Here is a 17,100-nt window from a genome sequence, read left to right as displayed (position 1 = left end):
CTTTATGAGCTATTTGATTGGTTTTATTAATAATCAAACAGCCACTATCTGTATATCATTATGAGTGCGCCCCGCTTTCTTCCCATTCTGCTTGCGTTTTGTATGTTTTCTACCGGCGCAAGTGGATTGGTGAATGAGTATGTTTTAGCCACCATCACTACTTACATCTTAGGAAATTCCATTGAAAACTTTTCAATGGTGATTGCCTGTATGATGTTGATGATGGGTGTATCGGGTTTTGTGCAAAACAAAATGTCCGATAAAAACCTGTTGCAAAAGTTTATTGCTGTTGAAGTATTAATGGCTATTTTAGGTGGCTTTGCCCCTCTGGCTATTTACGCCGCATTTGGTTATCTGGAACATAACTTTCAACTGGTGCATTACTTCTTTGTACTCTCCATTGGTTTTTTAATTGGCTTTGAAATTCCGCTGGTGATGCGCATCATCGAGCAACACAAAATAAAACTAAAAACCAATCTCACCATTGTTTATGCCATGGACTATGTAGGTGCATTTATTGGTGCGGTTATTTGGGTCAAGTTTTTATTAAAGAATTTTCCATTAACGGAAATCAGTTTTATTGTTGCTGGCTTTAACTTTACCGTTGCCACACTGACCATTATTTATTTTTTACGACGTCGTATTATCGACAAGCCTTTATTGCATCTGGTTGTACTGGCGATAACAGCAGCTCTTTTAATATTTGGCTTTATGCAAAATCGCGACATCAGCAATTTACTCGAGCAACGGTTTTACGATGACCCCATCGTTTATAAAGAAACCACTCGTTATCAGCACATTGTTATTACCCATAATAAAGCACTTAACGATACCCGTTTGTACATTAACGGCAACGCCCAGTTTTCATCCGTTGATGAAAAACGCTATCACGATTTATTAGTACACCCTTTAATGGCGGCCTCGCCCAATGTTGAACATGTGCTTATTTTAGGCGGCGGTGATGGGCTGGCTTTACGTGAAGTCAATAAATATTCATATATCAAGTCTGTGACGCTGGTGGATCTGGATCCGGAAATGATCAAACTGGCGTCAAACCATGAAACCTTGGTTAAGTTAAATAATGATGCCTTTCGTCACGCCAATGTAGTAACCGAACAACTTAACATTAATGATCAGAGCCAGAAAAAAGGTGTTTATCTTTCGGAACCTTACACAGGAGATCAAGAAGAATCTCAATGGGTAGCGGCGGTTAACGTTTATAATATTGATGCGGATCAGTTTTTAAGACAAGCTAATCAAAGTCAACTCGCTACTAAGCAATCTAATCAACAGTGGGACGCGGTATTTATCGATCTGCCCGATCCCTCCTCCATTGAGTTAAGCAAACTTTACAGTAAACAGTTTTATTTAACCTTAAGAAAACATTTAACACCGGATGCGTTTGTGGCTATTCAATCGACTTCACCCTATCACGCCAAACCTGCATTTCTTGCCATTGGTACCACTCTAGAAGCGGCTGGTTATTCGGTACTGCCCTATCGGCAAAATATACCTTCGTTTGGTGACTGGGGCTTTTATCTCGCCTGGACACATCAGGAGTCTCCCGAACAATTACAACAGCGTTTAAAAAACCTAGAGCAATTTAATGTTGTCACTGACTTTATAACACCAGAATTACTGTCGGCGTCTTTTGCGTTTGGCAAAGATGAATTGTCGGTAGAAACACCTTGTATAAATACACTCATGCAGCCCTGTTTGTTGCATCACTATATTGAAAAGAGCTGGATCAACGAATGATGTTCGTCTTAATTCAACGCTTCTGTCGACATGCCCTGTTTAGTCTGTACGAAAATACCTGGGTCGTTATTGTTATCTCTATTGCCATGTTATACGCCGGTGGCTGGATCAGTATGTCTGCGTTTAACGAAACCGACATTATTGATAATTATACCTGGTGGTTCTCGGTGACTATCACCACCGTAGGCTATGGTGATTATGCGCCAGGCTCCTATGGTGGGCGCTTTACCGCCGGGGTTATTATGTTTTTTGGCATTGGTATTATCGGCCTGGTGGTTGGTAAACTTGCGGAAACCATTATTGAAATTGCAAATCGAAAAGTAAAAGGGTTTAGTCATATGAACTACGAAAATCATACGGTCATTATGGGCTATCGTACTGGCAGTACCGAAAAAATGATCACAGAACTTTTGGCCGATAACCCGGAACAAAAAATTGTTTTATGCTCACTGACGCAAGAATCAAACCCCATGGTAAAACAAAAGGTAGACTTTATTCGTGGTGAGCTGGCTTCAACGGATGTGTTAACGCGCTCTAATGCGGCAAAGGCCCGTAACATCATCATTCACGGTAAAGACGACGACCAAACCTTTTTTACCGCCTATGCCCTAAGAGAAATTAACCGTCAGGCGCATATGGTTTGCTGTTTAATGGATGAAGATCACGCCGATAAAATCAAAAATTTGCCCGCCGATGATCCCTCGCTGAATCAAATAGTGCTGCCCGCAAATATTTATTTAATGGCGCAAGAACTGCAAGATCGCGAATCCTGCTCGGTGGTTCAAAATTTAATATCTAATTTAACCGGTCAGAATATGTACCGACTGGATATTCCCAAGCAAGAAGACTTTTCCGTCAGCTATAAATCATTATTTTTCGCACTTAAAGAAAAATACGGCGTCACAGTTATTGCGGTTAAAGACAAAGAACTTGAAATCAATCCACCGCTGGACATGACTATTAAGCCTGGAATGGCGGTATTTTATGCCGGCCCAGAGCGGCTTAGCTTTATTGAGTTGGATGCAATTCAATAGGCGGTGTGAATAATATCTTTGGATATTACGCCTTAGTCTGAGGTGTAAAGTCCATAGTAATATAGATTGCCAGCAGATCACTCTCTCTGCTGGCTTAAATCTAATACTTAAATATTATAAATACTTTTTCAGATACTTATAATTAGGCGTTAACTTACCTTTGTAAACGATCAACGAGCGATACAGCTCTGGGTGTAACTCCAGATCATCAAACTCTAATGATAAATCCAGTTGCATTAAGTGCGGTATGTAGTTCTTTAAAATAGCACTAAAATGTTCAGAGGCGTCGGCAGACAGCTCGCAGGGTAAATTGTCGATGGACATAACCGTTGGCCCATCCCAGCTGATACCGTTTTTGTAGTCGCCGGTTTCTGGTTGATAGGTAAAGGCTGGTTCATCAATGGTGCTGGCAATTTTGGTGCATTCCAGTGAGCCGTTAATATCACAACTGATGTCACCAATCACCCAGGGCAACTTTTCTTTATTCGTTTTCATGCGCTCACGATCCAGATGCTTTGGGTATTTCTCTGTCCAGTAAGGTGTCTGAATTAAAATATTGAAGCGACCCAACAGCTGATCAAACGTGCTTTTGTATTCAATGCTTCCGTTGGCAACAAAATCATCAAACTCAAAATCTTTGCCATCTTTGCGCGCGTTGATGTGGCGACTACTGGCAACGGTGTACCAGCTACCTTCTGGGATATGACCTAACTCAATCGACTGAATATCGACCTTGGGGAGTTTCAACCAGCGGCACACTTCTTCCGCGCCCTTGCCTACATTACCGGTACCAACAATCAATACTCTAATGGCTTCGCCCTTTTGTAAATCATATTGACCAAATTCAGATTTTATTTGCTCAATGCCATCGTAACCGTGGGTTTGTTTAATGTTGGCAATGTCGCTTGGTTTGTTAATCAGTTGTAATTTTTTTCCGGCAATATGGAAAGTATCGATAGCGCCTGCGATACCGGCAAACCGCCCAAAGGCGATGGTTCTGGCGCCGCGTTCATTCACGATGGTTTCGTAATCAAATAATGTTGCGCCTTTATCAATAAAAGTTTGCAACAACGGCATGTTGTAGCTCTGTCCTTTAATGGTATGAGAAAACGCAATATGCACCTGATCTTGTTGAATCGAATCCACCGGCGGCTCTTTAATGCCCACAACCAGTTTATGCTCTGCCGGGGTTGGCACCAGTTTAGCGCCAGCCTGTTGGTACGCCTGATCATTAAAAATACGAATGTCGCAAGCTTCAACATCTATGGTAAAACCCTGTTTAATTAATTGATCAACAGCGTCCGGTGTCAGTGGTGTTCGTCGTTCCCACTGATTTTTGTGCTCTTTTCTAACAACGGTTTTTAACATGGTTCAATCCTGAGTTCTGTTTATTCTGGCAAAGATAAGGCTAGTCTTTTTCGTTCGCTGAAGACTTAAAAATCACCTGACCTTGTTTTGCAAAGTCACTGCTGGCTTTTTCTTTACCGAGTTGTACGCTTCCGTCCGCTTTTATCCTAAATGGCTCATTGTGTTCCCCGGAGTGCCTGGCGTCATATAGCATGACAGCCTGTATAGTGGTTTCTTTTTGCTCTTCGGTTAAAGGCGTACCATCTGGCCACTTACCAATTTCAACAGCGGTCTTCATATTTTCATAGATTTCCGGTGTCATGGCTTTGATAAGTTGCTCTATATTCATGGGGCAAACCTGTTAGGGATACGGGACGAGGTGCGCGGATTATATGAAAGACTGTTATAAGTCGCAATGACTGGATGAATAACCGCAAAAACACTAAGGATTAATCCTCCTTGGATTAACCCTGATGTGCTCTGAATAAATCAATAATAATCGAACGTTTGTTGTTAATCGAAGACTGCGAATAAGGGTTTAATAACCGTCAAAAAACAGTACCAGTTGAACCCCACGGGATGTCCATGGAACTGTCTCTCCACCAGCCAGTGGCATTTGGCGGTATTTCAGTTTGCCGTTTTTATCGGTTTCGGTATTTAAAAAATGGACAATTTTTTGCACCAGTTTGCCCGCTTCAAATACCGTTGGCCAGGAGCGATAACCGGAGGGCCAGTTTAATGAATAGGTTCTGGGTCGTGTACCGCCCCAACCCGGTACGGTACCAATATGGGGGAAGCGATCGCCGAGTTTATCAATACCGGCTTCTACCAGTAAAAAATCGAGTCGTGAAATTAAAGAGCTGGAGCAGCGACTGTTCCAGCTGATCAGCGGTAATGCGTCGGGCTTGCCTTCGCAACAGCTGGTGGCCAGACTGGCCAGATACACCCAGCCGCTGTTCATTTTTGCGGTGGATTTATAATCTTGATCGAGTGCGGTTTTTAACACGGCCTGCACATTTTGCCAGGTCACTTCGCGCTGCGGCATGCCAGTGAACATAAAGACTTCGCTGGCGGTTTTTTCTGCCAGCACCTTATCGTCTCTGGTCCACTCGGCTCCGGACGCTACCAGATCCATCAATAATCCAGCACGGTACACCAGAGGGCTCGCAGAATAGGTGTATTCAAGATAACCGGTACGGGGTTTTGGCCAGAAGAACGCCATTAGACGATCGTGCCAACTGCTTACCGCCTCGCCTACCGGTTGGCGCTGATACAAGGGTTGAAACGGGTCTTCATCGATCCAGGCCACCAGTGCCCGGATAAACTCATCGTCGGAGGCATCTTTGTCGGGAATAATGGGCGGATAAATATCGTCGCCGATGATTTCCACCCCGCCATCGTCGAGAATACAGTTTTCATCGGAAGGTGATTCAATATCCGCCTGTATTCGCGCTTCGGCAAAATTCAAATAAAGATCTTGCTCGTTATAGGTTAATGAATCCCAGTAATCGAGTGCCTGATCGGTTAATCGAGCCGCATCAATGTTGTTGCCAGTATCAGGGCATAACAACTGTGTGGTGCGCAACACCGCAGGGTTTAACTTTAAAAACTCGTCACTTGCTTGTGGCCGGTCACGATAGGACCAGGGCACCATTAAACGGGTTAACACTTCCACCGAAAAGCGATAATTATTGGCGATCAATTCGTGCAACGGCTTGTCGATGTAATGCACAGGAATTTTACCTTCACGCCAGGCGTAATGATCGTCACTGAAGCGCTTAAACCATACCTTCCAGGCGGCAATATACAACGCCCGTTGTACCTGAAAGTTACCCGCATTAACAAACGTAATATGCATAGATGAATTCCTGCTCAATCTAATGTCGGCCTTGTTACGACACGACGCGTTGGTAATTGACCGAGAACAACTTAATTAGCGGCAATGGCTTTGCAATACCCGATGTCGGAAACACCACAAAGCCTTTATTTTATTTAGACTATAAATACCATAATCGCTAAAGCGGTTTGATGCAATTTTAATCAAATGCCGAATGACTTTAACTTCATCATTTATCTCATTAAAAGCCCTGTAAATTTAGGACTTGGCAACAGCAAAACAACGCTCATTGCCTGAAATCCTTATTCATAACAATAAACGATCATAGAATTGACACAATACAATCGTAATGATTGCGGGAAAGCCCAAGAATTCAGCAGGCAAATTGTCTATAATGCCGGTCGTTTTCCGGATCTGTGGTTTTTCATCTTTATGACATTAAAGCTTTCGTTACCGTCGCTAAAATCTGGCAATGGCTTTATTAATTACTGGTCGCCGTTACCGGGCGCAAGCCATACGCTGGTGCTATCAGAAATTGCCCGTCAGCATAAAGGTCCTGTATTAATTTTGTGCAGCCAGTCGAGCGATGTTCAACAGCTGCAACGGGAATTCGAGCTGTTTTTGTCCTCAGAAATGCCTGTATTAACCTTTCCGGATTGGGAAACCCTGCCCTACGATTACTTTTCGGCGCACGAAACCATCGTTTCGGAACGACTCAATGCCCTGCATCAACTGCCAGGCATGTCGAATGGCGTCATCATCACCGCGTTAAGTTCGGCGAAAATGCGTTTGTCGGACAAATCCTTTATTCAGGGCAATGTGCTGCATTTTCATATTAATCAAACCATGGATTTAATGGCTGCAAGAAACCATTTTGAAGCCTCGGGTTATCGTCATGTTGAAAAGGTTATGGAGCATGGTGAATTTGCGGTTCGGGGCTCAATACTGGATCTGTACCCCATGGGATCGAAAACTCCGATTCGACTGGATTTCTTTGACGATGAAATTGAAACCATCCGCGAGTTTGATCCTGAAACCCAGTTATCCACCGAATCGCTCGAAAAATTTGAACTGCTGCCAGCCCATGAATTTCCTACTGGCGAGCAAGGCATCACACAATTTCGTCAGCAGTTTCGCAATACCTTTGATGTGGAGCTAAAAGACTGTGGTCTTTATCAGGATGTATCTAACGGTATTTTGCCCGCCGGAATAGAATATTACCTGCCGCTGTTTAATGAAAACACCTCATCCCTGTTCGACTTTTTGCCAGACAATACCCTGATCGTAACCGATAAACTGCTGCAACAGGTGAAACAGCAGTTTTGGGATGATCTGCAACAACGCTACGAAGAGCGTCGCTGGGATCGTACCAGGCCAATATTGGCGCCGGATGCCATCAGCCTGACACCGGATGAGTTCAATAGTGCTCTTAAAACCTTTGAGCAATTGAGCTTTCGCGATGATAAAGCCACCGAGACGCTTTCAAGCTTTGCGACCATGACGTCCTTGCCAATAAATCATAAGGCAAACGATCCGCTGCAAGAATTAAAGTCATTTATTAGCAATCATCAGCAACCGATTGTTATTTGTACAGAAAGTGCTGGTCGACGTGAGGCGGTGGTTGAACTGTTTAAGCGCAATCAATTGACCGCTCAGGTGATCGAAAGTTGGGATCAGGCGATTGATATAGGGCCTTCTTTAGCAATTACCGTAGCACCAATTGACGCCGGTTTTGTTCATGATCGCATTATATTAATTGCCGAGTCAGAGCTGTTTGGTCAGCAGGTGTTGCAAAAACGCCGTCGCAATAAAAAAGATTACAGCCCCGATGCGGTGATCCACAGCCTGGCCGAATTAAACGTGGGTGATCCGGTGGTTCACGTAGAGCATGGCGTAGGTCGTTACATGGGATTGCAATGCATTAACGCGAACAATATGCCCGCCGAATACCTGATGCTGGAATACGCCTCCTCCGATAAACTCTATGTACCTGTACAGTCTCTGCATTTAATTCACCGTTATTCCGGTGCTTCTGACTCCAGCGCCCCATTGCATAAGCTGGGCTCGGAACAATGGGCGAAAGAACGTAAAAAAGCGGCGGAAAAAGTACGCGATGTGGCCGCCGAACTGCTCGATCTTTACGCACGACGCGCAGCGCGTCCGGGTTTTCAATACACCACGGAAGACACCGATTACCAGAAATTTGCAGGCAGCTTCCCCTTTGAACTAACCGATGATCAGGATAATACCGTTACCGCAATATTAAACGATATGGCGGCAACCACACCCATGGATCGTCTGGTGTGTGGTGATGTTGGGTTTGGTAAAACCGAAGTTGCCATGCGAGCGGCGTTTATTGCGGTTCAAAACAATCGTCAGGTCGCTGTGCTGGTACCCACCACCCTGTTGGCGCAACAACATTTTGAAAACTTTCAGGATCGCTTTGCAGACTGGCCATTTAAAGTAGAAGTGCTGTCGCGTTTTCGTACCGCAAAAGAAACCGAAGATGTGATGCAGCAACTTGATGATGGTAAAGTGGATATTGTCATCGGCACCCATAAGCTGCTTCAGGGAAATATGAAGTTTAAACAACTTGGCCTGGTGATAATTGATGAAGAACATCGCTTTGGTGTGCGCCAGAAAGAACAGCTTAAAGCGCTGCGTTCAGAAGTGGATATTTTGACATTAACCGCAACGCCAATTCCGCGAACTTTAAACATGTCACTCTCCGGTATGCGTGATCTCTCCATTATTGCCACCCCACCGGCACGGCGACTGGCGATTAAGACCTTTGTTCGTGAAGCCAATAAGCCTCTGGTTAAAGAAGCCATACAGCGTGAGACATTACGCGGTGGACAAGTGTATGTGTTGCATAACAGTGTCGATTCCATCGATCGCCGTGCCGAAGAATTGCGCGAGCTGATGCCGGATCTCAACATTGGTGTTGCCCACGGACAAATGCGTGAGCGAGAACTGGAACAGGTAATGCAGCAATTTTATCATCGTCGTTACCATGTGCTGATATGTACCACCATCATTGAAACCGGTATCGATGTCCCCAACGCCAACACCATAATTATGGACAGAGCCGATAAACTGGGTCTGGCGCAACTGCATCAATTACGAGGCCGGGTTGGGCGTTCCCATCATCAGGCCTATGCCTATTTGATGGTGCCTTCGGTGAAGTCATTGTCGCGTGATGCGAAAAAACGCCTCGATGCGATATCGTCACTGGAAGATTTGGGCGCAGGCTTTTCGCTGGCCACCCACGATATGGAAATTCGAGGTGCCGGTGAAATACTCGGCGATGATCAAAGCGGACAGATGGAAAGCATTGGTTTTAGCATGTATATGGATATGCTGGAAAATGCGGTGACGGCGTTAAAAGAAGGCAAAGAGCCAAGCCTGACCGAAAGCCTGCAAACACAAACTGATATCGATTGCGGAATACCGGCACTTATCCCCGATGACTACATTCCCGATGTGCATACGCGCTTAACCCTTTATAAACGCATCGCCAGCTGTAAAAACGACGGCCAGCTGCGTGAAATGCAGGTTGAAATGATCGATCGCTTTGGCTTGCTGCCAGATCCCATTAAAAACCTGTTCAAACTGACCGAATATAAATTTAAATTAACGCCTCTGGGTATCAACAAGTTAACCGCAAATGAACGTGGTCTGCTGATAGAGTTTAACCCCGATACGGTAGTCAATCCTGAAAAAATTATTCAGTTGATTCAGCGTAATCCATCACGTTATCGACTGGAAAAAGGCACTATGCTTCGCATCAACAAACCACTGGACGACCACAACAGCCGTTGGGATGAAATACAAACTTTCATTGAAACCATTAGTGGCTAACGGTAGTCTATCGAATAATTGTGTTAATAGTCGTTAAACTCGGCTAGAGGAAGTTTTTTCATATGCGCTATCCATTGGTACTCCCTTTGATCAGCAGCCTGTTTGTAACAGGTGTAAGCCTCAATGCCGCTTCTGCAGAAGCTGAGGCACAGCGATGGTTTGATATTGAGGTTGTGGTGTTTAAACACAAGCGCGGAAACCTCGAAGAAGAATTATGGCCTTCGAAAAATGCCATTCAATACCCTGAAAACCTGAAAGACATTGTCACGGAACAGTTGTTCCCAACACCGGATGGTATGCTGTCTCAGTCGGCCTATAAAGCCTTGATCGAACAGCAAAGTCAGGACGCTCAAGATAACAATCAAGAAACAAACAGAAATAAAACCGCATCGAGTGATCTGGCTGCTGATAACAATGACTCTGCTTCAACAGAAAATCAAGCGATGTTACTTAAACCCTTCAGTGTATTAGACGAACAAGAGTTGAAACTCACCGACATTGCCGAATCTTTGTCTCGTAGTTCCTACTATGAGCCCTTGGCTCATATTGGTTGGCGCCAGCCGGTTAACGACAAACAACAGGCGGAATGGGTTCGCATTGTTGGTGGCAAAAATTATCAGGAAAGTTTTGAGCATTCCGGTAAGTCGCGTACCGAGGAACAAACGTTAAACAAAATGGGGTTGGGCCGCAAAGCACCGCAAAAAGATATTTTTGGTAATACCTATGACAATTCCACCCCGGATGTTTCAACCAGTAACAACGCAACAAATTCAAACGTGAATAACAATGTGTACTCAGATACACAGCAAGGCACTCAACAATCGAGTAGCTTGGCAGTGAGCGACGATCCCTTATTTAGAAATCATCCCCCCGTATACACACCTGTCCCAGAAGTTGATGGTGCGATACAAATATACCTGGGCCGTTATCTGCACATTAATACGCAAATGTATTATCGTCACCCGGGCAAAGAAGAGCTCGATATTTCGGCACTTAACTCGACAATCTCTTCGTCACTATTAAACATGACGGAAGACGGTGTGATAAAGCAGGACTATCAGTCCGACTTTAACTGGAGCTTTCAAACCGACAACTGGTTTGAACAGGAAAAACAAACCGCAACCGTTGATAAATTACTGAACTACACACTGCAACAATCGCGGCGTGTGCGCAGCGAAGAAACCCATTACTTTGATCACCCTCTTTTTGGCATCATCATTCAGATTCGCCCTTTTGAAATAGATGATGAAAAATCCGACGATTTAGACAGTAACGCAACAGGGAGATAGTTAATGGCTAACATATGTGTACTTGGCAGCGGAATGGTAGGCAGTGCTATTGCATTGGATCTCGCAACCAAGCATAGAATAATTGCCGCCGACAAAAACAAAGTTGCTTTAAAAAGACTCGCGGAGCAAGGCAGTAACATAGAAACCGTAGCCGCTGACTTAACTGACGAAGACGCCATTGCTGACATTATTATTGGATGCGATCTGGTGGTGTGTGCGGTACCCGGCTTTATGGGTTTTAATGTCTTAAAAGCGGTGTTAACTAACAAAAAATCCGCTGTGGATATTTCTTTCTTCCCGGAAAACCCAATGGATCTGGATTACCTTGCGAAGAAAAATGATGTATTCGCCGTGGTTGATTGTGGTGTAGCACCCGGCATGGATAATTTATTGCTCGGTTATCACGACAAACAAATGACCGTTAAATCTTTTGAATGCCTTGTTGGCGGCTTGCCAAAAGTTCGTCATTGGCCGTTTGAATATAAAGCGCCTTTTTCACCAATTGATGTTATTGAAGAATACACTCGCCCTGCCCGATATGTTGAACACGGTGAAACCGTCACTCGCCCTCCTCTTACTGATTGTGAATTATTTACCTTCGATAAAGTAGGTACTTTAGAAGCGTTTAATACCGACGGTTTACGCACCTTAATTGATACCATGGATCACATTCCAAACATGAAAGAGAAAACCTTACGGTATCCGGGTCACGCCGAGTATATTAAGGTGTTATCAACTACCGGCTTTTTCTCGGAAGAGCCACTTGAAGTGGGTGGTAAAGAAGTTACCCCAATCGACTTTACCTCGCGTATTTTAATGGATAACTGGAAACTCAAACGCAATGAAAATGAGTTTACCGTAATGCGCGTAACCATTGAAGGCGATGAAAACGGTAAACGAAAGCGTTATACCTATAATTTATTTGATGAAACCGATACCAAAGCAGAGATTTCATCCATGGCACGAACCACCGGATATACGGCAACGGCTACCGTTAATTTTTTACTTAATGGCACCATGCCAGAATCCGGTATCTGTCCACCGGAACATTTTGGTACACTGCGTGGCGCTTACGACTTTGTCTTAAATTATTTAAGCGAACGAAATGTTCACTATAAAAAAGAAGAATTTACTTTAACTTGAGAGCTGGTTATGCAACAAACTAAAAAATTACCTGAAGCGAAAATAAACGAAATTAAAAGTAACTTTTCATTTTTTGATCGCGACGATAACGGTGAAATCGATCTGGAAGAGTTTACCGAGCTATTACGTGTACTAAGCCCGGGCACCACTAAAGAACAGGCCGAAAAAGGCTTTGAACTAATTGATGACAATAAAGACGGTCACATCGACTTTGATGAATTTTTAGTCTGGTGGGAAAGCTGCTGGTGGGAATACTAAAATAACTTTATAAAATTATTCTTATGAAACAGCTCAAATTTAATCGTGAGTTTATTTATCGTTTATAGAACAGGTTTAATTTGAGCTAAACACTTTACCTTCCCACAACACTATACTTCATATTCTTAGTCAGTATTTGAGTTTCCTAACATAAGTAACGCCCGCAGCACGCGCGGCTTTGTAGTGAAAGCGAAGCCGCAACGAAAAAAACGTCGCCGTGCCTGCGATTGTTAGATTTCATTAAGCCTCGTAGCTGGAGCTCTCAATAGCGTTTTTCCTCTTGCTACATTCAACCAACATACCCGCACCCCTCCGTGAAATCCTGACAGATCCTTCTGTGGATTCAGGATGCAGAGCTTACATTCATTCCATACGCTTGAAATCCACTTTTATTGCCTCCGCTTCGGATTTCCATGCTTGAAACGTCTGTTGACTTTCGCGGCTCTGATTGAGCATCTGCTCTACCTCCGCGACTTTCTGCCGGAGCTCAATATAGTTCCCAAAGAACATTTCCTTGAACTGCTCCGAGTTAATCAGTGTCAGCAGCTCCTCTCGCTGCTTCTCGAAATTGCTCACCATTTTAGCAATCGCGTTCTGGAATTCGGCCTGGCGCTTATGTTCTTCCCAGCTATCCCATAACTCAAACGCCAACCCTACTGCAGCAAGAGCTCCGTTAGCACCTTTGGCAAATTTGGTGGCACCCCAGGGCTTGAATTTAAGATACTTAGCAAGATCGAACCCAACGGACTTCGCAACATTCACAACTCCGTCGCGGGCGGCCAGGACCGAGTCTTTATTGATGAACTTTCCGTTCAGGACATGGTTTACGCCCTGCTTGCCCATCGACTTGATCGTGGTATTAAAGTGACTGACCTCGTTGTCAAAGCCAATCTGCATTTTTTCGACTTCCAGCGTAATTGGCTGAACCTGACGGCTGAACTCATTCTGTAACCGAGTGGCGATCACAATACCTTCAGAGCCTATTTCCCGCTCAAAGAAATCACCGAAAGTTTCGAGACTACAACCTTTCGCTTTGAGGATCAGGTCGGAAAAATATCGGGCGACGAACTCTCGTAGCCCTACCCTCGCGTCTTCGATATCCCGTTCAGTGGTCGCCAGCTGCAGCTTTAGATGGTTATTCAGCTCGTCCAGCTTGGTGACTTCCCGTGAGATCTTCTGGTCGTTCTCTATCGCTATCGGCAACTGCTTACTCAAAACATCGCGGATAACACTGGCGCGCATTTCTTCTGCAAGGACCGCTGCGCCGCCGCTGTTATGAATCTTCTGCGCCGTCTCCGCCTGAAGCTCGGCAATATGCGACAGCTCTTTAAACTCATCTGGGTTCTGAAGCCAGTGGTCAACGCCCAGGTCAAATGGATTTGCGGCCACAGCAACTACCGATAGTTTTCTCGCTTCTTCATCTTCAAGCTCTATTGCCGCGCGAAGCCTGCCAACGACATTGTCATATTTAACTTTCAGGTTATCCCGGTAGTCATCTTCATCTTCCACATCCGCTACTTCGTCGAAGCGGCTGAGTACGAACACTGTCCTGGGCAGGAGCCCCAAGGTGCGGAACAGCCAGGCCAGATCGTCCTCGTGGCTCTCCTTGATCGGGTTAGTCGGATTCATGACATACAGAACCAGGTGTGCTTCGCTCACGTATTTCCTAGTGATGTCCTTGTATTTTTCGATAGCCTGATTCTCGGCGTTGTACTTTTCCTTGAAACCAAACAGGCCTGGAGTATCAATAAGTACAAAGTCCTCCCTCACCTCGTAGACTTTAACCTGATTAGAGGATTCACTGTGGCTGATTTTCATGCTGGACTTATCAAGCTGCTCCATCCAGGCGGCGGCAATAGACGTTTTGCCCTCTGAAAAACCGCCGATGAGTGCGACCTTGAGCCGTTCGCCAGATACTGACTGTATGGCTGACTGAAGCTTGGACCGCAACTCCTGTTCGATCGGAACCCCGGCGTTTTCACCTTGCGTCAAAAACTTCGAAAGTCTGTTCAACAGCTCCAGAGAGTCGCTCTGCTGGTCTTTGAAGGTATTGAGGGTATCTTTCATTACAGAGCTCCTGTAGCTTCAACCATGCCTGACAATGTCTTGATTTTTGTGTTCGTCTGGTTAATCAGGTCTGCGTGGGCCCTCGCCTTGTTCGCAGGTCTGGCGAGTGCCTGCTCAATCTCAGTGATTGTTTTTTCCATCTCCGGGAGACCTTGTTCAAGACTTTCTTCCAATGATTCGCGTAATTGGCTGATTATGTTACCGAGGTTTTCATCAGCAGCTTTTCGTTGCTGCGCTTTTTTGTAGCTGGAGCTCAGAAATCCACGCACGGCCTTGTATGCACCGATTGCAATACTGGCAGCTCCCATACCGATAACTAACCAGCCCGCAGGGTTCCACCACAGCAGTGCTCCACCGACGATGACTGACAACAGGTTCGTCAACCGCAAACCATTGTCGATATCCAGTTTGAGGTTGAAGTCACGATCAATATCGGCACTGGCAATAGTGGTGTAGATATCCGTCAACTCTCGACTTTTGTCCTCGAAACGCTTGACTATATTCCCGGTCTCTTTTTCAAAGCGCACGATCTGCTGCGCCATCGCCTTCTTCAACCTTTCACTCAGCCGCTCCTGATGAGTTTCAATCAGCTGCTCCAACTTCGTTTTAAAGGCGTCATTGCTGATATCGTCGTCAATTTCTGAATACACTTCGTTCAGAACATCGCTGCTGAAGCGGTCAATTGAGGTCTCGGCGGAAGATTCAAGACGCTTCCTGAATGAAGAAAAGCCACTTCTGATTTGCTTCTTCGAACTCTGCTCGCCGAGGCGGAGGTTCGCCGCCAACTCTGAAATTCCCTCTCCTACCTGGTCGAGGACGACGGCGGTCTTGTCCAGAGCATCCTTGACCTTGAAGAGGTTGGCCCGCTGGATCTTTTGCTGACTATCCTCCAGCAGGCTGTACTGAATAAAGCGGATAAATGCCTCCACCCCGGATAATTCGATCAGCTGGCCTGCTTCAAATTCGGATAGAGCTTTCTTACGGCGTCTCGCGTTCTGTGAATCGGGTGCAAAATGATCTGTTACTGCCAGGAAGGCCGGGAGTGCGGTCAGCGGGCGCACACCCTGAAAATACGAGCCGAGATGTTCTTCCATTTTCCCTTCAAGTTCTTGCAAGCTGGCATGTTCATCTTCAGAAATCAGCGGACGATCTTTCAGCGCATACTTGGGATTTATTACTTTTTTATTGAAAACACACCAGACCTCCGTAGAAGCCCCCAGGTGCATTTTGATTTTCTCAAGAGTCCCTTTCCTTCGCTCCTGGTCCCCCGTTTGTGGAGGTGCGGGCTGGTTCGTGACGTAGAACACTGCATGGGCTGCCTGAAGGGCTTTTTCAATCTCCTCCGCGATCAGGCGCTCAGTGCCTTCTATTCCCGGTACATCGAGTAGTGCGAATTCTTGGCCAGCTACGCTGAAGTGGAATCGTTGTATCCTTTGAGTGAAATCTGAGCGGCCATCTCCTATGATTCCGCCGTCAGACAAAGCTTCAAGCTCTGGCAGGCGTTCCCTGAACTCCTGCAACTTGTACCTGGTTTCAGCCAGCTGGCTTTCCTGTCCTGTTTTCTGTTCGTTCAGAGCCGACAGCTCGCTCTCGTTTTCTGTTTCGATCTTGCCCAACTGCTGTTCTTCACGGGCAAGAGCCAGCTCCTCTTCCGTTTTCCTGAACAGGTGCAGAAACTTCTGCCATAAGGGCGCCGTCCGTTTTCGCTCCAGTACCAGCTCACGAAATTGGGTAATCTTGTTACTGGACTCCGCACTTAGCTGATCATATTTGGCAGATTTTTCTTCATATTTATCGCGGAGATCTTCAAGTTCTCGGCCGAGTCGCTCTGCCTCATGGTGCAGCTCGTCCAGTATTTCAGCTGTCAGATCGTGTTTGTTCTGGAATTCCCGGAACGCTTCCTGGTCTTGCAGTTTGCTGGCTTCTTCCAGCAATACCCTCAGGGTCTCGATGATGGTGGACTTTCCCGCACCCGTTTCGCCATAAAACGCGATAGTGAAGGTATACCACTCGGCATTTGTCTCAAGCGCCTCTAGTTGACCCTGAAGGTTCGACCGATGCTCCTGGAGCAAGGAATGAGCGTCACGCTGAGTTCCGCTCAATTGCTCATCATCTGACTCGGCAGTTAGCTCACCTATAATGCCATCCAATTCAGCGTTAACCCCGCGATACAGTTCACGCGGATCATCTATATTCAGTTTCATGTAGTCATCTACTATTTTATTGCCTTCCAAAGTGCTGCTTGATGGCTACGGCACAAATTAACCCGCACCGATACTTAGAGCTTGCAACCAAGCCGCGTCGTGAAATCTAACGCCGCGCTCAGGGGAAAAACGGAGCGGAGCTAATTTGTGGTAAAATGAGCGCAGCGAGCCACAAATTAATGGAGCGTAGTTTTCCCTTGCAGCGCCTTGATAATCATTGAGCCTTCTCCCTAGTTTTAGCATTTAGCTAAACTTAAAGGCGACTAAACCCAAAGGAGAAGCTCAATGAACTTTTACAACAA

At 45.5% G+C, this 17,100-nt stretch carries 11 protein-coding genes; 6 read left to right on the top strand and 5 right to left on the bottom strand.

Translation table 11 applies throughout. The annotated features are described in order from the left end of the window. Positions 1–60: 60 nt before the first annotated feature. The gene (locus C8D97_RS17650; RefSeq protein WP_245411492.1) at positions 61–1,758 is read left to right on the top strand and encodes a polyamine aminopropyltransferase; all 1,698 of its coding nucleotides are present in this window, start codon (positions 61–63) and stop codon (positions 1,756–1,758) included. Beyond that, entirely contained in the window at positions 1,755–2,792 is a 1,038-nt protein-coding gene (locus C8D97_RS17645) for an ion channel (protein WP_109765136.1), read from the top strand. The genes C8D97_RS17650 and C8D97_RS17645 overlap by 4 nt, the downstream gene beginning before the upstream one ends. A 114-nt stretch (positions 2,793–2,906) precedes the next feature. Here C8D97_RS17645 and C8D97_RS17640 read toward each other — a convergent pair whose 3' ends face one another. The 3 genes from C8D97_RS17640 to C8D97_RS17630 form a co-directional block, all read right to left on the bottom strand. Then, the gene (locus C8D97_RS17640) at positions 2,907–4,160 is read right to left on the bottom strand and encodes a Rossmann-fold NAD(P)-binding domain-containing protein (RefSeq protein WP_109765135.1); all 1,254 of its coding nucleotides are present in this window, start codon (positions 4,158–4,160) and stop codon (positions 2,907–2,909) included. A 40-nt stretch (positions 4,161–4,200) separates the two neighbouring features. Next, positions 4,201–4,488: a YeaC family protein gene (locus tag C8D97_RS17635; RefSeq protein ID WP_109765134.1), complete on the bottom strand. Its 288-nt coding sequence runs from the start codon at positions 4,486–4,488 to the stop codon at positions 4,201–4,203. A gap of 189 nt (positions 4,489–4,677) precedes the next feature. After that, entirely contained in the window at positions 4,678–5,997 is a 1,320-nt protein-coding gene (locus tag C8D97_RS17630) for a hypothetical protein (protein ID WP_109765133.1), read from the bottom strand. Between the two features lie 411 nt (positions 5,998–6,408). Between C8D97_RS17630 and mfd the strand changes: the two genes are divergently transcribed. The 4 genes from mfd (at position 6,409) to C8D97_RS17610 (ending at position 12,527) form a co-directional block, all read left to right on the top strand. Further along, entirely contained in the window at positions 6,409–9,837 is a 3,429-nt protein-coding gene (mfd, locus tag C8D97_RS17625) for a transcription-repair coupling factor (protein ID WP_109765132.1), read from the top strand. 62 nt (positions 9,838–9,899) lie between these two features. After that, entirely contained in the window at positions 9,900–11,126 is a 1,227-nt protein-coding gene (locus C8D97_RS17620; protein WP_109765131.1) for a CsiV family protein, read from the top strand. A gap of 3 nt (positions 11,127–11,129) precedes the next feature. Next, positions 11,130–12,269, top strand: coding sequence for a saccharopine dehydrogenase family protein (locus C8D97_RS17615; RefSeq protein ID WP_109765130.1), 1,140 nt, complete (start codon positions 11,130–11,132; stop codon positions 12,267–12,269). A 9-nt stretch (positions 12,270–12,278) separates the two neighbouring features. Further along, positions 12,279–12,527, top strand: coding sequence for an EF-hand domain-containing protein (locus C8D97_RS17610; RefSeq protein WP_109765129.1), 249 nt, complete (start codon positions 12,279–12,281; stop codon positions 12,525–12,527). Positions 12,528–12,890: 363 nt separating this feature from the next. Here C8D97_RS17610 and C8D97_RS17605 read toward each other — a convergent pair whose 3' ends face one another. Together C8D97_RS17605 and C8D97_RS17600 are read right to left on the bottom strand one after the other, a co-directional pair. Continuing rightward, a complete protein-coding gene (locus tag C8D97_RS17605) occupies positions 12,891–14,594 on the bottom strand; it encodes a LeoA/HP0731 family dynamin-like GTPase (RefSeq protein ID WP_109765128.1) in 1,704 nt (567 codons plus the stop codon). Further along, positions 14,594–16,828, bottom strand: coding sequence for a hypothetical protein (locus C8D97_RS17600; RefSeq protein WP_109765127.1), 2,235 nt, complete (start codon positions 16,826–16,828; stop codon positions 14,594–14,596). Before C8D97_RS17600 ends, C8D97_RS17605 begins: the two co-directional genes overlap by 1 nt. Positions 16,829–17,100: the final 272 nt, after the last annotated feature.

The sequence above is a fragment of the Pleionea mediterranea genome (assembly GCF_003148745.1).
In the GTDB taxonomy this organism is placed as follows: Bacteria; Pseudomonadota; Gammaproteobacteria; order Enterobacterales; family Kangiellaceae; genus Pleionea; species Pleionea mediterranea.
Note: the sequence above shows the minus strand (reverse complement) of the source record. Positions and strands in the feature narration are given on the sequence as shown.